This is a genomic window from uncultured Jannaschia sp. (genome assembly GCF_947503795.1).
In the GTDB taxonomy this organism is placed as follows: domain Bacteria; phylum Pseudomonadota; class Alphaproteobacteria; order Rhodobacterales; family Rhodobacteraceae; genus Jannaschia.
This window is the reverse complement of record NZ_CANNEZ010000001.1, coordinates 376,198-394,970: the sequence shown is the minus strand read 5'-3', so window position 1 is coordinate 394,970 and position 18,773 is coordinate 376,198. Positions and strand designations below refer to the sequence as shown.

The following is an 18,773-nucleotide window of genomic DNA, read 5'->3' as shown; positions in this document are numbered from 1 at the left end:
TGCCCCGATCGTGCCACAATCGCGCCTTTCCCGTGCCGCCGCGGCGGGGCACCACAAACCCGTCTATCGGAGGGCGAAATGCGTCCAACGCGCCGATTCCTGTTCCTGCAGGGCCCCCACGGGCCCTTCTTCCACCATCTGGGGCGGCTGCTCCGGGCGGCGGGCTGCGAGGCGTGGCGCGTGGGCTTCAATCGCGGCGACGATGCGTTCTGGTTCCACCGCGACAGCTACATCGCATTCCAGGATGCGCCCGAGGCATGGCCCGCCGCCTTCGCGCGCATCGTCGAGACGCGCGGCATCACCGATCTGGTGATCTACGGCGACGTCCGCGCGATCCACGCAGAGGCGGTCGCGGAGGCCAAGGCGCGTGGCCTGACCGTGCACGTCTTCGAGGAAGGCTACCTGCGGCCCTGGTGGATCAGCTACGAGCGAAACGGCTCGAACGCCCATTCGCGCCTGATGGCCAAGACCGTTCCCGAGATGCAGGCCGCGCTGGCGCAGCTCGATCTCGACCTGCCCGACGCGCCCGCCCATTGGGGCGACATGCGCCACCACGTCTTCTACGGCGCGCTCTATCACTGGTTCGTGGTCTCGCGACCCGGTGCCTATCGCGCCTACCGGCCGCATCGCGACATCACGGTGCTCAAGGAGTTCCGGCTCTATCTGCGCCGCCTCGTCACCATGCCCTTCACCGCGCTCGAGCGGCGCTGGAAGACGCGCCGGATCGTCCATGGCGGCTTTCCCTATCATCTGTGCCTGATGCAGCTCGAACATGACGCGAGCTTTCAGGCCCATTCCCCCTACGCGTCGATGACCGAGTTCCTGACCGAGGTGATCGCGGGCTTTGCCGCGGGCGCGCCGTCGCATCACCACCTCGTCCTCAAGGCCCATCCGCTCGAGGACGGGCGCGCGCCGGTCAAGGCGACGGTCGCGAGGCTGGTGGCGGAATACGGGCTGGGCGACCGCGTCCACTATCTCCGGGGCGGCAAGCTCGCCGGATTGATGAACGAGGCCCGCTCGGCGATCACCGTGAACTCGACCGCGGCACAGCAGGCGCTCTGGCGCGGGCTGCCGGTGCTGGCGCTGGGGCGGTCGGTCTATTCGAAGCCGGAATTCGTCAGCGACCAGTCGGTCGAGGCGTTCTTCGCCGATCCCGAACGCCCCGACAGTCGCGCCTATCGCGACTACCGCCATTACCTTCTGGAGACATCCCAGGTGGCGGGCGGGTTCTACTCGGCGCGCGGACGCCGGCAACTCCTGCGGCAGGTCGTCGACATGATGCTGTCGGACATGGACCCCTATGACAGGCTGGAGGCGGGCAAACCCGCGCCCCGGCAGAATTTGAAACTGGTATCCGGCTAGGCTACCGTCGACCACAACACCGCCCGCGCGACACATGACGCGCCGGATCGGGGACAACCCCGGCGAGCGAGGCACTGAAGGCAGATCGAGAAGGACAGGCACCATGGGTATCGCTCTGGGACGCGCCGCACGCATTGCGGTGCTGGCCACTTTGGCCTCCGCAATCGCCGCGTGCGGCACCCTCCCCCGATCCGGGCCGAACAAGCGCGAGATCTTCGCGGGCTCCGTCCTCAACGAGGGTGACGCCTTTATCGTCTCGGTCAACGACCGGGTGGCGCGCGCGACGGCGGTCACGCCCGCGCTCGGCTTCAGTCCATCCTTCCGCCATGCGGGGCTCGTCGGCGCGGACACGATCCGGCCGGGCGACACGCTGGGACTCATCATCTACGAGAATGTCGAGGACGGGCTCCTGACCAATGCGGGCGCCTCGGCCTCGCTGATAGACGAGGTGCAGGTCGACAGCGCGGGCATGATCTTCATCCCCTATGCCGGCCGCCTGCGGGCCGCGGGCAACACGCCCGAGGCCTTGCGCCAGGTCATCACCCGCCGCCTCGACGAGCAGACGCCCGATCCACAGGTCGTGGTGCGCCGCCTGGCCGGTGACGGCGCGACGGTCAGCGTCGTCGGCGGCGCGGGCGCGCAGGGCGTCTATCCGATCGAGCGGCCGACGCGGACGCTGACCGCGATGATCGCCGCCGCCGGGGGGGTCGCCATCTCGCCCGACGTGGCGCTCGTCACCGTCACGCGCGGCGGGCGGACCGAGACGGCCTATCTCTCGGATCTCTACAAGAACCCGTCGATGGATATCGCGCTGCGCAACGGCGACACGATCTTCATCGAAGAGGACACCCGGTCCTTCACCGTGCTGGGTGCCACCGGCAGCCAGAGCCGCCTGGAATTCGACAGCGAGGTCATCACCGCCATCGACGCGCTGGCCGAGGTGGGTGGCCTGAACCCCCTCCTCGCCAACCCGACCGGCGTCTTCGTCTTCCGCAACGAGCCCGAGGCCATCGCCGAGGCCGTGATGGGCCGCGACGACCTGACCGGCACGCAGCGGCTGGTCTACGTGCTCGACCTGACCGAGCCCAACGGCATGTTCAACGCCCGCGATTTCGTCATCCGCGACGGCGACACGGTCTACGTCACCGAGGCGCCCATCGTCGGCTGGAACCGTTCGGTCGCCGCCGTGTTCGGCTCGCTGGGCCAGATCACCGCAGCGGGAACGGCCGTCGGCGTCAACTGAGCATGAGACACCGGGCGTCTGCGCGCGGCCCGGCCCGCTCCATCCTCTGGCCCGAAATACCTCGGGAGAGCGCGAGGGGGCTGGCCCCCTCGCTCCCGCCGGCGCCGCGATCGCGGCCGCCGGCATGACCGCGCCCCGCCGCGTCGCGCGCTTCGTCTCGGGCGGGTTCCTGTCGCGCCGCATCCGCCGCATCGCGGCCCTCGCGGGGGTCGACCTGCGGCCCGGCCTGCCGCGCGACGGCGAATGCATCGCGGCCTGGGGCCATGACGGGCCGTCGGCCCGCCGCGCCGCCGCCATCGCCGCGCGCACCGGTGCTCCGATCCTGCGCTTCGAGGACGCGTTTCTGCGCTCGCTCCATCCCGGCCGCGTAGGCGAGCCGACGCTGGGCCTGACCATCGACGCGGCGGGCGCCCATTACGACGCGACCGCCCCGTCGGAACTCGAGACGCTGCTGGCCACGCACCCGTTCGACGATGGCGACCTGATCGCCCGCGCCCGCGCCGCGATGGACGAAATGGTCCGGTCGGGCGTCACGAAATACGCCGCCACCCGAGGCGACCTGGACCCGCCGGATGCGGGCTACGTTCTGGTGATCGACCAGACGCGCGGGGATGCATCGATCCGGCTCGGCGGTGCCTCCGAAGCCACCTTCCGCGAGGTGCTGCTGATCGCGCGCGAGGAGAATCCCGGCGCGCGCATCCTCATCAAGACCCATCCCGAGACCGCGCGCGGCCTCCGTGCGGGTCATTACGGCGAGGCCGATGCCGTCCACGGGGCCACGCTCGAGTCACGCGCCCTGCCGCCCGCCGCGCTGCTGGCGGGGGCCGCGAAGGTCTATACTGTCTCGAGCCAGCTCGGGTTCGAGGCGATGCTGCACGGCCACCGGCCCATCACGTTCGGACAGCCGTTCTATGCCGGCTGGGGCCTCGACGACGACCGCAACCCGCTTGACCGTCGCCACCGCAAGCTGACGCGGACGCAACTCTTTGCCGGGGCGATGGTGCTCTACCCGCACTGGTACGATCCCCATCGTGACCGCCTTTGCGACCCGCTCGACGTGATCCGCATCCTCGAAGCGCAGGCGCGGGCGTGGCGCGCGGATCGGGAGGGCTGGTCCGCGCCCGACATGCGGCTCTGGAAGCGCGCACCGATGCGGCGGTTCCTGTCGAACCGGGTCAGCTACCGTGCCGATCCGGCCCGTCGCCCGCTCGTCTGGGGCGCAGCCGCCGCCGACGGTCCGGTGACGCGGGTCGAGGACGGGTTCCTGCGGTCGCGCGGTCTCGGGGCCGACCTGATCCCGCCGCTTTCGCTGATCCTCGACGGGCAGGGGATCTACTACGACCCCGCGACGCCCTCGGACATGGAGGAGGCGATCATCGCCGCCGCGGCCCTGCCGCCAGAAGCGCTGAAGCGGGCACGTGCGCTCCGGGCCGCGATCGTCGCGGCGGGGCTGACGAAATACAATCAGGGCGGCGGCCTCCCAGACCTGCCCGACGGACCGATCCTCTTGGTGCCGGGTCAGGTGGCGGATGACGCGTCGATCCGGCTGGGCACGTCGAACGTGACGGACAATGCGGGTCTCCTGCGCGCCGCGCGGCAGGCCAATCCGGACGCGGTGATCGTCTATAAGCCGCATCCGGACGTCGAGGCCGGGCTGCGCGACGGCGTCATCGGGGCCGAGGATGCGGATGTCGTCGCCTCGGACGCGGACCCGCTGGCGCTGATCGCGCGAGCGGATGCGGTCTGGACGCTGACCTCGCTTCTGGGGTTCGAGGCGCTCATGCGCGACGTGCCTGTCACCACGCTGGGAACGCCCTTCTATGCCGGGTGGGGGCTGACGACGGACAAGGGCCGTATCCCGGCGCGACGCCGGGCCGCCCGTCCGTCACTGGACGCGCTGGTCCATGCGGCGCTGATCGTCGTGCCGCGCTATCACGATCCTTTCACCGGCACGGCCGCGCCCCCCGAGATCATCGTGGAGCGGCTGGCCACGGGCACGGTGCCGTCACCCGGGCCGGGCAACCGGCTTCTGGCCAAGGCGCAGGGCGTGCTGGCGTCGCAGGCGTGGCTCTGGCGCGGCTGAACCGCGCGTCAGCCTTCGAGGGCTGCCAGGATCTCGTCCACGAGGGCCGACACCTCGTCGGCGGCGGCTTTGGCGCCGGGATATTCCCGGACCCCCTGCCCCCGGCCCATCGCCTCGGCATAGGCGACGCGATTGGCGATCACGCCCTCGGCGGCCTCGGCCTCGAGATCGGACAGCGCGGCCTTGATCGAGGCCGTCAGCCGCGTGCCCGCGCGGGCCCGGTTTAGGACGGCCAACGGGCGCTTGCCCTCGCGCGCGGCCAGTTCCAGCACGCCCTCGGTCGCCCAGAGATCGACCTGACTGGCCGAGACGGGCACGACCACAAGATCCGAGGCCTTGAGCGCGGGGCGCAGGTCGCCGTCGATCTTGGGCGGCGTATCGATCAGGACGAAATCGTGGGTCGGCCCGTATTTCGAGACCTCGTAGCCGATGCCCCAGGCCGACGCGGTCGAGAAATCCACGTCCGGCGCGCCCTGCATCCGGTCCAGCCGGGCCATGAACCAACGCCCCATCGAGCCCTGCGGATCGCTGTCCAGAAGCGCCACCCGGTGCCCGCGCGCGATCAGCTCGACGGCCACGTTGGCGCAGAGCGTCGTCTTTCCCGAGCCGCCCTTTTGCTGGGCGAAGGTGATCGTCGTGGCCATGTCACATCCCCATGCTGCGGTGCAGCAAGACAATGCGCGCGCCTTGGCGCGGCGTCAATCCCGGCTAGGTCAGCGGGATATCGACTGACGGAGACCTGCAATGACCCGCCTCGCCCCTGCCCTCGTCCTATGCCTCACGGCCCCCGCGACCGCGCAGGAGGCGTGGCCGATGGCCGACTGCCTGACCGCGCTTCAGGACATCGCCCAGGCCGAGGCCGCCGAGGTGCCCGAGGCGGACGACCCGCTCTGCACCTTTCCGACGCCCGTCCGGATGACCGCGATCGAGACCGAAACGGGGCCGGTCCTTTTGTCGGGCGATCCGGTTTTTCAGTGCGATTTCGCGTTGGCGGTCGCCACCTACGTCCGCGATGACCTCGTCCCGGCCGCGACCCTGCACATGGAGGACCGGCTGGACGCGATCGGGACGGGCAACGGCTTCGTCTGCCGTCGCCGCAACGGCGCGCCGGACGGCAAGTTCTCGGAGCACGCGTTTGGCAACGCGATAGACATCACGACCTTCCGCTTTGACGGCAGCCTGATCGTCGTTGCCGAGAGCGAGGATCTGACGGCCGACGAGGAGGCGTTCTTCGATGTCGTCCGCAAGTCGGCCTGCGACGACTTCACCACCGTGCTCGGGCCGGGCTCGAACGCGGCCCATGCCGATCACTTCCACTTCGACTTGGGCCGCTCGGTCAAGGACGGGATCCGCGTCGCCGAGCCGTATCGGATCTGCGAGTGACGCCGTTCAGCCGCCGGTGAACTCCACCACCGTCTCACCGGGCTTGACGAGCTGGGCGAGATACTCGGCATCCCAGTTCGTCAGGCGAACGCAGCCATGGGATGCCATCGATGTGATCTCGGTCGGATAGGGCGTGCCGTGGATGCCGTAGGTCGGCTTGCCGAGGTCGATCCACATCGAACCCACGGGCCCGTTCGGTCCGGCGGCGATCTGCACGACCTCGTCGAAATCGGCGTTGGGCAGGTTCTCGGGGTCGTAGGTATAGGTCGGGTCGGCGGCGATGGCCGTGACCTTCATGGAGCCCGAGGGCGATGGCGTCTGCTGCGAGCCGACGGCGGCGGGGGCGGCGAAGATCATTTTGGCATCCGGGCCGGTGCCATCGAACGCCTCGAGCCGCCCGGTGTCGCGATTGACGGTGATCCGCATCGCCTCGCCCTCGGGCGCGACGCGAGTGGAGGCGACGGTGATCTCGGTCCCGGCGGCGGTGAAATCGGCCTCGGGGTTCAGCTCGGTCAGCAGTTCGGGATCCATCTGGAAGCGCTCGGCCAGCATCTCCGCCGCGGAGTGGTAGCCGAGGTGGTCCATCTCGGCCATCTTCTCGTAATCCTCGGGGATCTCGGGCGTCGGCTCGAAGCCCGCGTCCTCCTCGGTCAGGGTATAGGTCTCGGACGCGGGACCGCCCTGTTCGAGCACGGCCCAGAGTTCGGGATCGAGTTCGCCGTCGACGGTCATCCCGTTCATGGCTTCGTAGGCGCGCAGCGCGGCGCGGGTCGCCTCGCCCATATAGCCGTCGACATAACCGACCGACGCGCCGCTCCGATCGAGCAGCACCTGAAGCCGGATCATCGCGGCCCGATCCTCGCCCGAGAGCGGGTCCGCCCCGTTGATCTCGTCGATCGAGAGCTGGGCCGCGGCGGCGGTGGGCAGAAAGAGGGCGGCGAGTACAAGAATTTTCATGGGTCCGGTCCGTGGTGGCTGACCGACAGTCAACGCCTACGGACGGGCGGTGTTCCGCCGATGCGCACGCGACCCGACGACAGGGCGGGGGTGACGGGCGGAGGGGATGGTGGAGCCGAGGGGAATCGAACCCCTGACCTCGTCATTGCGAACGACGCGCTCTACCAACTGAGCTACGACCCCAACGGGGCGGCGTATGGCCTCGGGACGCGCTCGCGTCAAGCCGATCCGCGGGGCCGCCGGCACTTCGAACGCGCGCGATCAGACGGAGCTGAAAGCGGGCGGCCCGGCCGAACGAACCGGCGGGCGCACGCGTGGCGATCTGCGATTCCGCGTGACGCTTCTGCATTTTCGCACCGATTATTCAAATGCGCCGGGGTGCTGCGCGCGATATATAGGAGACCTTCAAGAAAAGGATCGAACCGATGAGTGTTCTGACTCCATGTTCCTCGAAAACGATGGGCCATCACGGTGGCCTGACCCGCACCATTGCGGCACCTCTGATTGGTGCGCTGCTGGCCGGTGGTCTGTGGCTGGCTGCGACGTCGGCAGCCCCCTTCTGGGCCGAGCCGAACTCGCATTTCACGCCGGAGCGGCTGGCCGAAGTCGCGAAGATGCTCGCCGCGCAGTAAGCGCCAGCGACCCAGATACCGCGCGGGCGACGAACGTTCGCCGCCCGCACGAGGCGAGCGCCTACTCTGCCGCTTCGAGGTAGTCCTCGACCGGCGGGCAGGTGCAGATCAGGTTGCGATCGCCCGCGACATTGTCGACGCGGTTGACCGGCGGCCAGTACTTGTCGACCCGGAACGCGCCCGGCGGGAAGCACCCGTCCTCGCGGCTGTAGGGCCGGTCCCAGTCGCGGACGAGATCTTCCATCGTGTGCGGCGCATTCTTCAGCGGATTGTTGGCCGCGTCCATCTTGCCCTCGGCGATGGCCGCCACCTCCTCGGCGATGGCCAGCATCGCGGTGCAGAAGCGGTCGAGCTCGGGCTTCGGCTCGCTCTCGGTCGGCTCGACCATCAAGGTGCCGGCCACGGGCCAGGACATGGTCGGCGCGTGGAAGCCGTGATCCATCAGGCGCTTGGCCACATCGTCTACCGTGACGCCATGCTCGGCAAAGGGGCGCGTGTCGAGAATGCATTCATGCGCGATCCGCCCGCGCCGCCCGCCATAGAGCACGGAATAGGCCCCGGAGAGCCGCCGCGCGATGTAGTTGGCCGAGAGGATCGCGACCTTGGTGGCCTGCGTCAGGCCCGCGCCGCCCATCATCATCACGTAGGCATAGGAGATCGGCAGGATCGACGCCGACCCGTAGGGCGCACCCGAAACCGGGCCGTCGGTGCCCCGCTCGGGGTGACCCGGCAGGTGGGGCGCCAGATGGGCCCGGACGCCGATGGGCCCCATGCCCGGGCCGCCGCCGCCATGGGGGATGCAGAACGTCTTGTGGAGGTTCAGGTGGCTGACATCCGCGCCGATCTCGCCCGGCTTCGACAGGCCGACCATCGCGTTCAGGTTCGCCCCGTCGAGATAGACCTGCCCGCCATGGGCATGGGTGATCTCGCAGACCTCGCGGACGGTGTCCTCGAAGACGCCATGGGTCGAGGGATAGGTGATCATGCAGGCGGCGAGATCGTCGCCCGCGGTCTCGGCCTTGGCGCGGAAATCGTCGAGGTCGATATCGCCGTTCTCGGCCGATTTGACGACGACGACCTTCATACCCGCCATCTGCGCACTGGCCGGGTTGGTGCCATGCGCACTGGTCGGGATGAGGCAGACGCGCCGGTCATCGCCGTTGGCGCGGTGATAGGCGGCGATGGTCAGAAGCCCCGCGTATTCGCCCTGCGCGCCGGAATTGGGCTGCATCGACATGGCGTCGTAGCCGGTGATCACGCAGAGGCGCGCGGCCAGCTCGTCGATCATCTCGGCATAGCCCTCCATGTCCTCGGCGGGGGCGAAGGGATGGATTTTGCCGAATTCGGGGAAGGTGACCGGCATCATCTCGACGGCGGCGTTCAGCTTCATCGTGCAAGAGCCGAGCGGGATCATCGCGCGGTCGAGCGCCAAGTCGCGATCGGCGAGGCGGCGCATGTAGCGCATCATCTCGGCCTCGGCGCGATTCATGTGAAAGATCGGGTGCGTCAGGTAATCCGACTGGCGCCGCAGCGCATCGGGGATATCGGTGCGGGTCGCGGCAACCTGTCCCTCGACCCCGAAGGCGCGCAGGAGCTTCGTCAGGATCGCCTCGTCCGTCAGCTCGTCGCAGGCGATGCCGATCGCAGTATCGCCGACGCGGCGGAGCGTGATGCCCTCGGCCCGCGCGGCGCGCCAGATGACGCCCTGCATGGCGCCGGTCTCGACAGTCAGCGTGTCGAAGACATGGGCGGGCGCGACGTCGAAGCCCGCCCCGGTCAGCGCGTCGCGCAGCGCGACGGCATGGGCATGGACATGGGTCGCGATGTGGTGAAGGCCCTTCGGCCCGTGGAACACCGCGTAGAAGCCGGCCATGACGGCCAGCAGCGCCTGCGCGGTGCAGACATTCGAGGTCGCCTTCTCGCGGCGGATATGCTGCTCGCGGGTCTGGAGCGAGAGGCGGTAGGCCTTGTTGCCATGGCTGTCGACCGACACGCCCACGAGGCGGCCGGGCATCGAACGCTTGAGCGCATCGGTACAGGCGAAGAACGCGGCATGCGGCCCGCCATTGCCCAGCGGCACGCCGAAGCGCTGGGCGCTGCCGACCGCGATATCGGCCCCCATCGCGCCCGGCTCCTTCAGGAGGCACAGCGCGAGAAGATCGGTGGCCATCACCGCCAGCGCGCCTTCGGCATGAAGCGCCCCGATCAGGTCGGAGAAGTCCCGCAGGTGCCCGTTCGTGCCGGGATACTGGAAGATCGCGCCGAAGACGGCGGCTGGGTCCAGATCGTCGGGATCGCCGACGATCAGCTCGATCCCCAGCGGCTCGGCGCGCGTGCGCATGACGGCGATGTTCTGGGGATGACAGTTCTCGTCGACGAAGAAGGCCTGCGCATTCGACTTGGACATCCGTTGCGCCAGCACCATGCCTTCGGCGCAGGCCGTCGCCTCATCCAGCAGCGAGGCGTTGGCGATGGGCAGGCCGGTCAGGTCCGAAACCATCGTCTGGAAGTTCAGCAGCGCCTCGAGACGGCCCTGCGCGATCTCGGGCTGGTAGGGCGTATAGGCCGTGTACCAGGCCGGGTTCTCGAGGATGTTGCGCTGGATCGCGGGCGGCGTGACCGTATCATGGTAACCCTGCCCGATCATCGCGGTCGTGACTCGGTTCCGGTCCGCCAGAACGCGCATCCGGGCGAGAATCGCGTGTTCGGTCATCTGCGGCCACGGCAGCGGGTCGGCCTGTCGAATGCTCTGCGGCACCGTCTCGTCGATCAGCGCGTCGAGGCTCTCGGCCCCGACCACCTCCAGCATCTCGGCCATCTCCTGCGGCGAGGGCCCGATATGGCGACGATTGGCGAAATCGTAGGTGTCGTACTCGGTCAGGGGCATCGTGGGCTCCGGTCTTGGGCGGGATTGGCGCCGGGGACGGCGCGCTGCGGGGGTCGGGTCGGTCGAGGGGCCGTCGGCGCGCCGCGGCCGATCTATCGGGGGGCGGCGGGGGCGGACCCGGGGCGGACGCGCCGCCGCCGGTCCCGCCTGGCCGGCGGGGTCGCTAGCCGATCATGTCCTTGTAGGCGTCTTCGTCCATCATGCCGTCCATCTCCTCGGGGGTGGTGGTCGTCATCTTGAAGAACCACGCCGCCTCAGCGTCCTCGTTCACGAGGCCGGGCGTGTCCGAGAGCGCGGTGTTCACCTCGGTGATCTCGCCGTCGAGCGGCGCGGTGATGTCAGAGGCGGCCTTGACGCTTTCGATGACCACGATCTCCTCGCCCTTCGTGACCGTGCGGCCGACCTCGGGGAGTTCGATGAACACGACGTCGCCCAATTGGGTCGCGGCGTGTTCGGTAATGCCGACGGTGATGATCTCGTCCTTGGTGTCGAGCCATTCGTGGTCTTCGGTGAACTTCATGGTGGGGCCTCTCGGAATCAGCGCACGTAACGCGGCGCGTGGAAGGGAAGGTCGGTCACGGTCACGGGCAATCGCTTGCCCCGGACGTCACCATAGAGCGTCGTGCCAGCGGCGCACGCCACTGGCACGTAGCCCATCGCAACCGGCGCGCCGATCGTCGGGCCGAACCCGCCGGATGTGACGGTGCCCACGGGCGCGGTAGCGGTCTCGCTGTCATAGAGCATCACGCCCATCCGCATCGGCGCGCGGCCTTCGGGCAGAAGCCCGGTGCGGCGGCGGTCGGCGCCCGCGTCAAGTTGGCCGAGGATGCGATCCGCGCCGGGAAAGCCGCCCGTGCGGTCGCCGCCCGTGCGGCGGACCTTCTGGATCGCCCAGGCGAGGTCGGCCTCGACGGGCGTGATCTCGGCGGTGAGATCCTGTCCGTAGAGCGGCATCCCGGCCTCAAGCCGGAGCGAGTCGCGCGCCCCGAGCCCGATGGGTGCGACGGCATCATGGGCCAGAAGCGCGCGCGCGAAGGCCTCGGCGCGCGAGGAGGGCACACTGATCTCGAAGCCGTCCTCGCCGGTATAGCCTGAGCGGCTGATCCAGAGCTCTGCTCCGTCCCAGTCGTGGCTGGCGACATCCATGAACCGCATCCCTGCGACGCCGGGCACCAATTCGGTCAGCACCTCGGCCGCCCTCGGCCCTTGCAGCGCCAGGAGCGCGCGGTCGTCCAAGAGCGTGATCTCGTGATCCGGCAGGCCCGCCGTGAGGATTTCCATGTCGAGATGCTTCATCGCACCGTTCACCACCAACAGGAGGTGATCGCCACGATTGGCGAACATCAGGTCGTCCGCGATGCCGCCATCGGGGAGCGTCAGGAGGCCGTAGCGCTGCCGCCCTTCGGCCAGACCCGCGACGTTCATCGGGATCAGGCGCTCCAGCGCCTCGGCCGCGCCGTCGCCGCGCAGGATGACCTGGCCCATATGGCTGACATCGAAGAGGCCCGCGGCGTTGCGGGTGTGCAGATGTTCGGCCATGACGCCCATGGGATACTGGACCGGCATGGCATAGCCCGCGAAGGGGACCATCTTGCCGCCGAGTTCGTGGTGCAGGTCAGCCAGCGGGAGTGGCAGGGGCGGTGTGGTGTCATCGGCCATGGGTCGAGCCTCCGCGATGCGGTTTCCTCGCCCCCTCTGTCCCGTGCGCCTGAGATCGCTATCCCTTCGGCGGACCCGTTCGGGCCTCTCTCCAGAGTCTTCGTCACGACCGGTCCCTTGCGCCTGAGAGTTTACCGGGGCGGTTGCTCCTTCGGCCCTGCCCGCATGGGGCAGCGTCTCCCGAGTCGTGATGCGTTTCCTATAGGAAACTTCGCCGCCGCGTTGCAAGGGGTGGCGTGCGCGCCCGGCGCCCGGCATCACGGACCGCATGGAGACCGCCCCGCCCCGTTTCTTCGGCTATGGCAGCCTCGTGAACCGGCTGACCCATGCCTATCCCGACGCGGCCCCGCTGACCGTGGGCGGCTGGCGGCGCGCGTGGCGCCATACGCCCCTGCGGCCCGTCGCGTTCCTGACGGCCGTGCCGGACCCCGGCACGCGGATCGACGGGCTGACGGCGGCGGTCCCGGCGGGCGACTGGCTGGCGCTTGACGACCGCGAGGCGGCCTATCTGCGCGTGCCGCTGCCCGAGGGCCCGGCGATCTATTACATTCCGGACGGGCTGCACGGTCCGGCGACGGACACGCATCCGATTCTGCGATCCTATCTCGACGTCGTGGTGCAGGGATACCTGGCCGAATTCGGCCCCGAGGGCGTGGCGCGGTTCTTCGCGACGACCGACGGGTGGGACGCGCCGATCCGCGACGACCGGGACGCGCCGCTCTATCCCCGCACGCAGGCCGTGTCGGCGGAGGTGACGGCATTGGTCGATGGGTGGCTGGGCGGGGCCAACGCGTCCGGAAGAGGCGCCCTAGGCTAGTTCGAGAAACCCTAGGCCGCGCTCAGTTCCCGGCGGCGGCGATGGCGTCAAGGACGGCGGCCTCGGTCAGGAGCTCCGGCAGGGCAATGCCCTCGGGCGCGCGGGGTCCGTAGACCGCGTTGAACGGAATGCCGAAGCGGCCGTGATCGCGCAGATATGCGGCGATGGCCGGGTCGGGCCGCGTCCAGTCGGCCCGCATCCGCACCGTGCCCGACAGGGTTTCGGCTACGTCCGCGCTGTCGAGGACAAGGCGCTTGTTGGCCTTGCAGGTGAGGCACCAGTCGGCGGTCACGTCGACGAAGACCACCTCGCCCGCGGCGATGGCGGGCGCGATGCGGGCTTGGTCGAATGGCTGCCACGGGCCGTCGGTGACGGGTGTGGCCGGCGCGACGGGCAGGAGGAGCGCCGTCGCGACCAGCGCCGCGATCCCGGCCGTCGCGGTCAGTGCGGGCCGCAGACGCAGCGCCAGCGCGCCGAGGAGGACCGCCGCCACGAGCGCGGTCGCGAGGGCCACGCGCAACCCCGCCGAGGCCCAGAGCACCGACAGAAGCCAGAGCGCGGTCAGCAGAAGCAGACCGCCCAGCACCGCGCGAACCGTGCCCATCCAGCGGCCCGGCCGCGGCAGGCGGCGCACAAGATCGGGGCGGGCCGCGACGAGGAGATAAGGGGTGGCGAGGCCCAGTCCCATGGCGCCGAACAGGGCCACGATCTCGACGGGGCCGTGGGTCAGTGCGTAGGTCACCGCCGTCCCGATGAAGGGGGCCGAACAGGGCGTCGCCATGATGGCGGCAAAGGCGCCGGTGGCGAAATCGCCGCCGAGGCCGGGGCCGCCCGCGGTCGCCATCCGTGTCTGCGCGCCCTGCCCCAGACCGATCTCGAACCAGCCGAACATGTTGGCCGCGAAGACCGCCATCAGCCCGATCATCAGCGCAAGGAAGGCGGGCTGCTGGAACTGGATGCCCCAGCCCACCGCCACGCCACCCGCGCGGAGCGCGATCACCACCGCGGCCAGCGCAAGAAAGAAGGCAAGGACGCCCGCTGCCGCCGCGAGGAAGCCCGCACGGATGCGCGCGGGAGCGCGGTCCTGTGCCTGAAGCGCCGAGGCCAGCTTGATCGACAGGACCGGAAGAACGCAGGGCATGGCGTTCAGGATCAGCCCGCCCAGCGCGGCGATCAGGATCATCCACCATAGGCTTGCCGCCCCGGTCGGCGGCGGCGGCGCCGTGGCGGCCAGCGGCGCGTCCAGCGTTGCGGCCCGCGCGCCGTCGGTCAGCGTCACGGTGAGCGGCCCCTCGCCCGCGGACAGGACGGGCAGCCGGGCCCAGAGCGTCCGGCCACCGTCGGTGAGACGGATATCGGGCGCGCCGAAGCTGGCCTGCGGGCCGCGCTCGGGGAAGAGGTCGGGCGCCGCGAAGGGGGTCTCGGCGCGGGCCATGACGGTAAGTGCCGTCGCATCGAGATGCGCACTCGTCACCGAGAGACCCGTCTCCGCGCCGCCGGGCACGCGGGCCACGGCCTCGGAGATCTGGGCGGCAGCGCCTTCGTCCATGTCGCCACCGACCGGCAGGTCGAGCGTCAGGGTAAGGGTCTCGGGGATGCAGATCTCGGCACAGACGAGGAGGTTCGCCGCGACATCCAGCCGCGCCGGCGCCGTCGGGTCGGCGACCCGGATGGTCAGCGGGAAGGTCACCGCGCCCTCATAGCCGAAATTCTGGATGTCGAACGCCTCGAACCGGGTCGGGGCGGGAAAGGCCAGCGCCGCGTCCGCGACATTCACCGAGCCGGACCAGTCGAGCTCCGGCGGTAGGCCGACCTCTCCGGGGCTGCGCCAATAGGTCTTCCAGCCTGGGGCGAGCTCGATCCGGAGGCCCGCCGAGATCGTCTCGCCCGTCACCCCGTCGGTCGCCGTCAGAAGCGTCGCCGTCACCTGGTTGCCCAGCGCGGGCACCGACTCGGCCGCGCGGAGCGGCAACGCGAGCGCCGACAGGGCGGCGATGAGGAGGGCGACGCGGCGGATCATCCTGCCAGATAGGCCGCGCGGCGGGGCCTGCGACAGGTCGGAAGCGCTATGGTGACGGGATCGTGACCGAACCGCACCGGCCCGCGCCCCTTGTGTCCGGCGGGCGCGCGCGGCACCCTCGCGCCCGACCTGCACCCGGAGATCCCGCCATGCGCCCCCTGACCCTTACGATGACGGCCACCGCCCTTGCGCTTCTGACGGCCCTTCCCGCCGCCGCCGACCGCAGCGATGCCGAGATCAAGGCCCTCGTGCTCGAGGCGATCCGCGAGAACCCGGAGATCGTGATGGAGGCCGTCGGCCTGATCCAGGCCGAGGAGGCCGAGGCCGCCGCTGCCGCCGCCCAGGCGGCGTTGGACGACGGGCGCGGCGCGCTCGAAGCCGATCCGAATGCGCCGGTGCTCGGCAATCCCGATGGCGACGTCACCGTCGTGGAATTCTTCGACTACAACTGCCCCTATTGCCGCCGCGCGGGTGACGAGGTGAAGCAGGTGCTGGCGCTCGACGAGGATGTGCGCGTGGTGATGCGGGAATGGCCGATCCTCGGCGAAGCGTCGGTCTTCGCGGCCCGCGCCGCCCTCGCCGCCCGCGAGCAAGATGCCTACGACCGGATGCACGAGGCGCTGATGAGCGCGCCGGGCCGTCTGGACGAGGACAGCGTGATGCGCATCGCCGCCGAACTGGAGCTCGACACCGACCGGCTGCGGTCGGACATGGAGGGCGAGGCGGTACAGGCGCATATCGACCAGTCGATGCGGCTGGCCCAGAGCCTCGGGTTCTCGGGCACGCCGAGCTTCGTCATCGGCGACCAGACGGCGCCGGGCCTCGTAGAGGCGGCGCAGATGCTGGACATGATCGACGCGGTGCGCGACGGGGGCTGACCCCGGCCTCGCGGCGTCTCAGCCCGCCTTGACCGGCACCATCGTCCCGAGCGCTGTGGCCACATGCGCGCCGTCGTCGCCATGCACATCCGCCGCGACCGCGATGATGCGGCGTCCGCCCCGCACGACCCGCCCGGTCGCTACGAGCCGCCCGGTCGCCGGGGCCAGAAGCGAGATGCGGAACTCCGACGTGACGACCTCCAACCCGGGATCGAGCGTCGTCAGCGCGGCATAGCCCGCCGCCGAATCCGCGATCGCGAAGGTCAGGCCCGCATGTCCCGCCCCGTGCTGCTGCGCGGTCTCGGGGCGCACCTCGGCCTCGATCCGGACCTCGCCTTGCGCGATATGGGTCAGTCGCGCGCCCAGCGTCCCCATCAGGCCCTGCCGCGCGAAGCTGGCGGCGATCCTGTCGGCGAGCTCGCTCATGCGCCGTCCATGATGATGCAGGTGGTCGAACCGGTCGCATAAAGCTTGCCGTCGGCGATGCCCCGGATCGTGCCCTCGGCCACGCCCGTGCTGCGGCCCGCATGGCTGACGATGCCCTCGGCCACGATCTCGGTCCCGAGGGGCAGGTTGCGCGTCACGTTCACCTTGTATTCGAGCGTCGTGTAGATGCGCCCGCGCGGCACCGTCGTCTGGACGGCGCAGGCCATGCAGCTGTCGAGCAGCGTGCCATACCAGCCGCCATGCACCGTCCCGAGCGGGTTGGTGTGATCGAAGGTCGGAGCGCCGGTAAAGACGACGCGCCCCGGTTCGACCTCGGTCACGCGGTAGTTCAGCGTCCGGCCGATCGGCGGCTGCGGCAGAATGCCGTCGCGGATCGCACGCATGAATTCGAGGCCGGACATCGACAGGACGGTCTCGCGGGAGGCGAGATCCTCGGGGCGGTCGGCGAACATCGGGTGGCTCCGCTGCGGCTGGGGTCGTCGGCGGACCCTAGCCCCGTGCCGAGCGTCAGGCCACCCGGCTGAGGGCGGCGCGGGACGTGCGGCCCAGCGCGGTGCAGACATCGCGCGTCAGGTCCGGCCGGTTCAGCGTGTAGAAATGGAGGTGGTCGCAGCCTTCGGTGACCAGCGCGTCGGCCAATTCGGCCGCCTGCGCCACGGCGAAGAGCTCGGCGCGGTCGTCGCGTTCGGCCACGTCGAAGGCCGCGGCCAGATCGTCGGGGATCGTCGCGCCGCAGCGGGCGGCGAAGGCGCGCGTCTTCGACCAGTTCTCGACCGGCAGGAGGCCGGGCACGATCGGCGCGTCGATGCCGGCGGCGACGCAGCGGTCGCGGAAGCGCAGGAAGGTCTCGGGAACGAAGAAGAATTGGGTGATCGCCTCGGAGGCGCCGGCGTCGATCTTGCGCTTGAGCCATTCGACATCGGCCGCGTCCGACGCCGCCTCGGGGTGGCGGTCGGGATAGGCGCCGACGCGGATGGTGAAGCCGTCCGCGGCCAGCGCCTCGATCAGCTCGACCGAGTTGGAGAAGCCGTCCGGGTGGGGCACGAAGCCATCAGACCCCGCGGGGGGATCGCCGCGCAGCGCCACGATGTCCGACACGCCCGCCTTCCGGAAGCCGCGCGCGGTCTCCATCGTCTCGGCGCGGCTGGCATCGACGCAGGTCAAGTGACCCGCGACGCGCAGGTCGAACTCCGCGCCCAGCGCGCCGACCGCCTCGCGTGTCAGTTCACGCGTGGTGCCGCCCGCGCCGTAGGTCACGCTGACCCATTCGGGACCCAGCGGCGCCAGCGTCCGTGCGCAGTCCCAGAGCCGGAAGCTGCCCTGCAACGACTTCGGCGGGAAGAATTCGAACGAGACGGTGGGCGTGGGCATGACGTGATTCCTTCGGGGTCCAACCCTTGTGCCGCGATCCGGTTTCGTGAGACAGGCTCATAATCTTCAAGTTCGACATGAGGCGCGCGAGATGAAGCTGCATCTGGAGTTCCGGCATCTGCGCACGATCAAGGCGATCGCGGAGTGCGGTGGCCTCGCGCGCGCGGCGGATCGGCTGAACATCACCCAGAGCGCGCTCAGCCACCAGGTGAAGAACCTCGAGGGACAGATCGGCGTCGAGTTGTTCGTGCGGCGGTCGAAGCCGATGACGCTGTCGCCCGCGGGCCAACGCCTCTTGCGGCTGGCCGAGCAGGTGCTGCCGCAGATCGAGGCGGTCGAGCAGGATTTCGCGGGACTGAAATCGGGCCGCACCGGGCGGCTGCATATCGCGATCGAGTGCCACGCCTGTTTCGAATGGCTCTTCCCGGTGCTCGAGCAATTCCGACGCGCCTGGCCCGAGGTGGACGTGGACATCCGGCCCGGCCTCCAGTTCCAGGCCCTTCCCGCGCTCCAGAAGGAGGAGGTGGATCTCGTTGTCTCCTCGGACCCCGAGGCGCTGCCCGGCGTCGAGTTCGCGCCGCTCTTCGATTACGAGCCGGTGTTCCTCGCCTCGGCGGCGCACCCCCTGGCGGCGAAGCCCTTCGTCGAGGCGGCGGATTTCGCAGGCGAGACGCTCATCACCTACCCGGTGGATCGGCCGCGGCTCGACGTGTTCAGCCAGCTTCTCACGCCCGCCGGGGTGGAACCGGCGGCGATCCGGCAGGTCGAACTGACGGCGGTGATCCTGCTGCTGGTGGCGTCGAACCGGGGGGTGTCGGTGCTGCCGGACTGGGTCGTGCGCGAAGTCCGCTACAACTCCGACTACGTCACCCGCCCGCTGACGGCGACGGGCGTCACGCGGCGGCTGTTCGGGGCGGTCCGCTCCGACGATGCCGCCAAGCCCTACATGGCTCATGTGCTGCGGCTGATGCGGACGGAGCCGGTGAAGTTGCAGCGGATGGATGCGCTGACCTGACATCCGGGGCGCGATTGTG

Annotated in this window: 17 protein-coding genes, 1 tRNA gene and 2 riboswitches; of the genes, 8 read left to right on the top strand and 10 right to left on the bottom strand. The window is 69.9% G+C overall.

What is annotated here, in order from left to right; genetic code table 11:
- Positions 1 to 78 precede the first annotated feature (78 nt).
- From Q0833_RS02055 to Q0833_RS02045, 3 genes are all read left to right on the top strand, one after another.
- The gene (locus tag Q0833_RS02055; RefSeq protein ID WP_298429754.1) at positions 79 to 1,362 is read left to right on the top strand and encodes a capsule biosynthesis protein CapA; all 1,284 of its coding nucleotides are present in this window, start codon (positions 79 to 81) and stop codon (positions 1,360 to 1,362) included.
- Between the two features lie 103 nt (positions 1,363 to 1,465).
- The gene (locus Q0833_RS02050) at positions 1,466 to 2,605 is read left to right on the top strand and encodes a polysaccharide biosynthesis/export family protein (protein ID WP_298429752.1); all 1,140 of its coding nucleotides are present in this window, start codon (positions 1,466 to 1,468) and stop codon (positions 2,603 to 2,605) included.
- Between the two features lie 124 nt (positions 2,606 to 2,729).
- A complete protein-coding gene (locus tag Q0833_RS02045; protein ID WP_298429750.1) occupies positions 2,730 to 4,688 on the top strand; it encodes a capsular polysaccharide biosynthesis protein in 1,959 nt (652 codons plus the stop codon).
- 8 nt (positions 4,689 to 4,696) lie between these two features.
- On the opposite strand, the gene parA is transcribed toward Q0833_RS02045, so the two are convergent.
- Complete coding sequence (gene parA, locus Q0833_RS02040; RefSeq protein WP_298429748.1) at positions 4,697 to 5,332, bottom strand: ParA family partition ATPase; 636 nt, start codon at positions 5,330 to 5,332, stop codon at positions 4,697 to 4,699.
- A gap of 100 nt (positions 5,333 to 5,432) precedes the next feature.
- Here parA and Q0833_RS02035 point away from each other — a divergent pair, with 100 nt between their 5' ends.
- Complete coding sequence (locus tag Q0833_RS02035; RefSeq protein WP_298429746.1) at positions 5,433 to 6,071, top strand: extensin family protein; 639 nt, start codon at positions 5,433 to 5,435, stop codon at positions 6,069 to 6,071.
- Positions 6,072 to 6,077: 6 nt separating this feature from the next.
- Here Q0833_RS02035 and Q0833_RS02030 read toward each other — a convergent pair whose 3' ends face one another.
- The gene (locus Q0833_RS02030; protein ID WP_298429744.1) at positions 6,078 to 7,028 is read right to left on the bottom strand and encodes a L,D-transpeptidase; all 951 of its coding nucleotides are present in this window, start codon (positions 7,026 to 7,028) and stop codon (positions 6,078 to 6,080) included.
- Between the two features lie 107 nt (positions 7,029 to 7,135).
- A tRNA-Ala gene (locus tag Q0833_RS02025) sits at positions 7,136 to 7,211 on the bottom strand.
- A 242-nt stretch (positions 7,212 to 7,453) separates the two neighbouring features.
- Between Q0833_RS02025 and Q0833_RS02020 the strand changes: the two genes are divergently transcribed.
- Complete coding sequence (locus tag Q0833_RS02020) at positions 7,454 to 7,660, top strand: hypothetical protein (RefSeq protein ID WP_298429743.1); 207 nt, start codon at positions 7,454 to 7,456, stop codon at positions 7,658 to 7,660.
- A 61-nt stretch (positions 7,661 to 7,721) separates the two neighbouring features.
- Here the strand turns inward: Q0833_RS02020 and gcvP are convergent, their stop codons facing one another.
- The 3 genes from gcvP to gcvT form a co-directional block, all read right to left on the bottom strand.
- The gene (gcvP, locus tag Q0833_RS02015; RefSeq protein ID WP_298429741.1) at positions 7,722 to 10,547 is read right to left on the bottom strand and encodes an aminomethyl-transferring glycine dehydrogenase; all 2,826 of its coding nucleotides are present in this window, start codon (positions 10,545 to 10,547) and stop codon (positions 7,722 to 7,724) included.
- Between the two features lie 163 nt (positions 10,548 to 10,710).
- Complete coding sequence (gene gcvH / locus Q0833_RS02010) at positions 10,711 to 11,067, bottom strand: glycine cleavage system protein GcvH (RefSeq protein WP_298429740.1); 357 nt, start codon at positions 11,065 to 11,067, stop codon at positions 10,711 to 10,713.
- Positions 11,068 to 11,084: 17 nt separating this feature from the next.
- Complete coding sequence (gene gcvT, locus Q0833_RS02005; protein ID WP_298429738.1) at positions 11,085 to 12,206, bottom strand: glycine cleavage system aminomethyltransferase GcvT; 1,122 nt, start codon at positions 12,204 to 12,206, stop codon at positions 11,085 to 11,087.
- A 34-nt stretch (positions 12,207 to 12,240) separates the two neighbouring features.
- Positions 12,241 to 12,303: riboswitch (glycine riboswitch) on the bottom strand.
- Positions 12,304 to 12,306: 3 nt separating this feature from the next.
- Positions 12,307 to 12,400, bottom strand: a riboswitch (glycine riboswitch).
- A 74-nt stretch (positions 12,401 to 12,474) separates the two neighbouring features.
- Between gcvT and Q0833_RS02000 the strand changes: the two genes are divergently transcribed.
- Entirely contained in the window at positions 12,475 to 13,023 is a 549-nt protein-coding gene (locus Q0833_RS02000; protein WP_298429736.1) for a gamma-glutamylcyclotransferase, read from the top strand.
- Positions 13,024 to 13,045: 22 nt separating this feature from the next.
- On the opposite strand, the gene Q0833_RS01995 is transcribed toward Q0833_RS02000, so the two are convergent.
- Positions 13,046 to 15,043 (bottom strand): protein-disulfide reductase DsbD, encoded by a 1,998-nt coding sequence (locus Q0833_RS01995; RefSeq protein WP_298429734.1) that lies wholly within the window; start codon positions 15,041 to 15,043, stop codon positions 13,046 to 13,048.
- A 149-nt stretch (positions 15,044 to 15,192) separates the two neighbouring features.
- On the opposite strand from Q0833_RS01995, the gene Q0833_RS01990 reads away from it, so the two are divergent.
- Positions 15,193 to 15,921: a DsbA family protein gene (locus Q0833_RS01990; RefSeq protein WP_298429732.1), complete on the top strand. Its 729-nt coding sequence runs from the start codon at positions 15,193 to 15,195 to the stop codon at positions 15,919 to 15,921.
- Between the two features lie 18 nt (positions 15,922 to 15,939).
- Here the strand turns inward: Q0833_RS01990 and Q0833_RS01985 are convergent, their stop codons facing one another.
- From Q0833_RS01985 to Q0833_RS01975, 3 genes are read right to left on the bottom strand one after another with little or no spacing between them, the layout of a single operon-like run.
- Entirely contained in the window at positions 15,940 to 16,347 is a 408-nt protein-coding gene (locus Q0833_RS01985) for a PaaI family thioesterase (protein ID WP_298429730.1), read from the bottom strand.
- Positions 16,344 to 16,820 (bottom strand): PaaI family thioesterase, encoded by a 477-nt coding sequence (locus Q0833_RS01980; protein ID WP_298429728.1) that lies wholly within the window; start codon positions 16,818 to 16,820, stop codon positions 16,344 to 16,346. Before Q0833_RS01980 ends, Q0833_RS01985 begins: the two co-directional genes overlap by 4 nt.
- A gap of 55 nt (positions 16,821 to 16,875) precedes the next feature.
- On the bottom strand, positions 16,876 to 17,739 hold the full coding sequence (locus tag Q0833_RS01975) for a methylenetetrahydrofolate reductase (RefSeq protein WP_298429726.1): 864 nt from the start codon (positions 17,737 to 17,739) through the stop codon (positions 16,876 to 16,878).
- A 97-nt stretch (positions 17,740 to 17,836) separates the two neighbouring features.
- Between Q0833_RS01975 and Q0833_RS01970 the strand changes: the two genes are divergently transcribed.
- Positions 17,837 to 18,754 carry a LysR family transcriptional regulator gene (locus Q0833_RS01970; protein WP_298434921.1) on the top strand — a complete coding sequence of 306 codons (918 nt, stop codon included), beginning with the start codon at positions 17,837 to 17,839 and terminating at the stop codon, positions 18,752 to 18,754.
- The last annotated feature ends 19 nt before the right edge of the window (positions 18,755 to 18,773 follow it).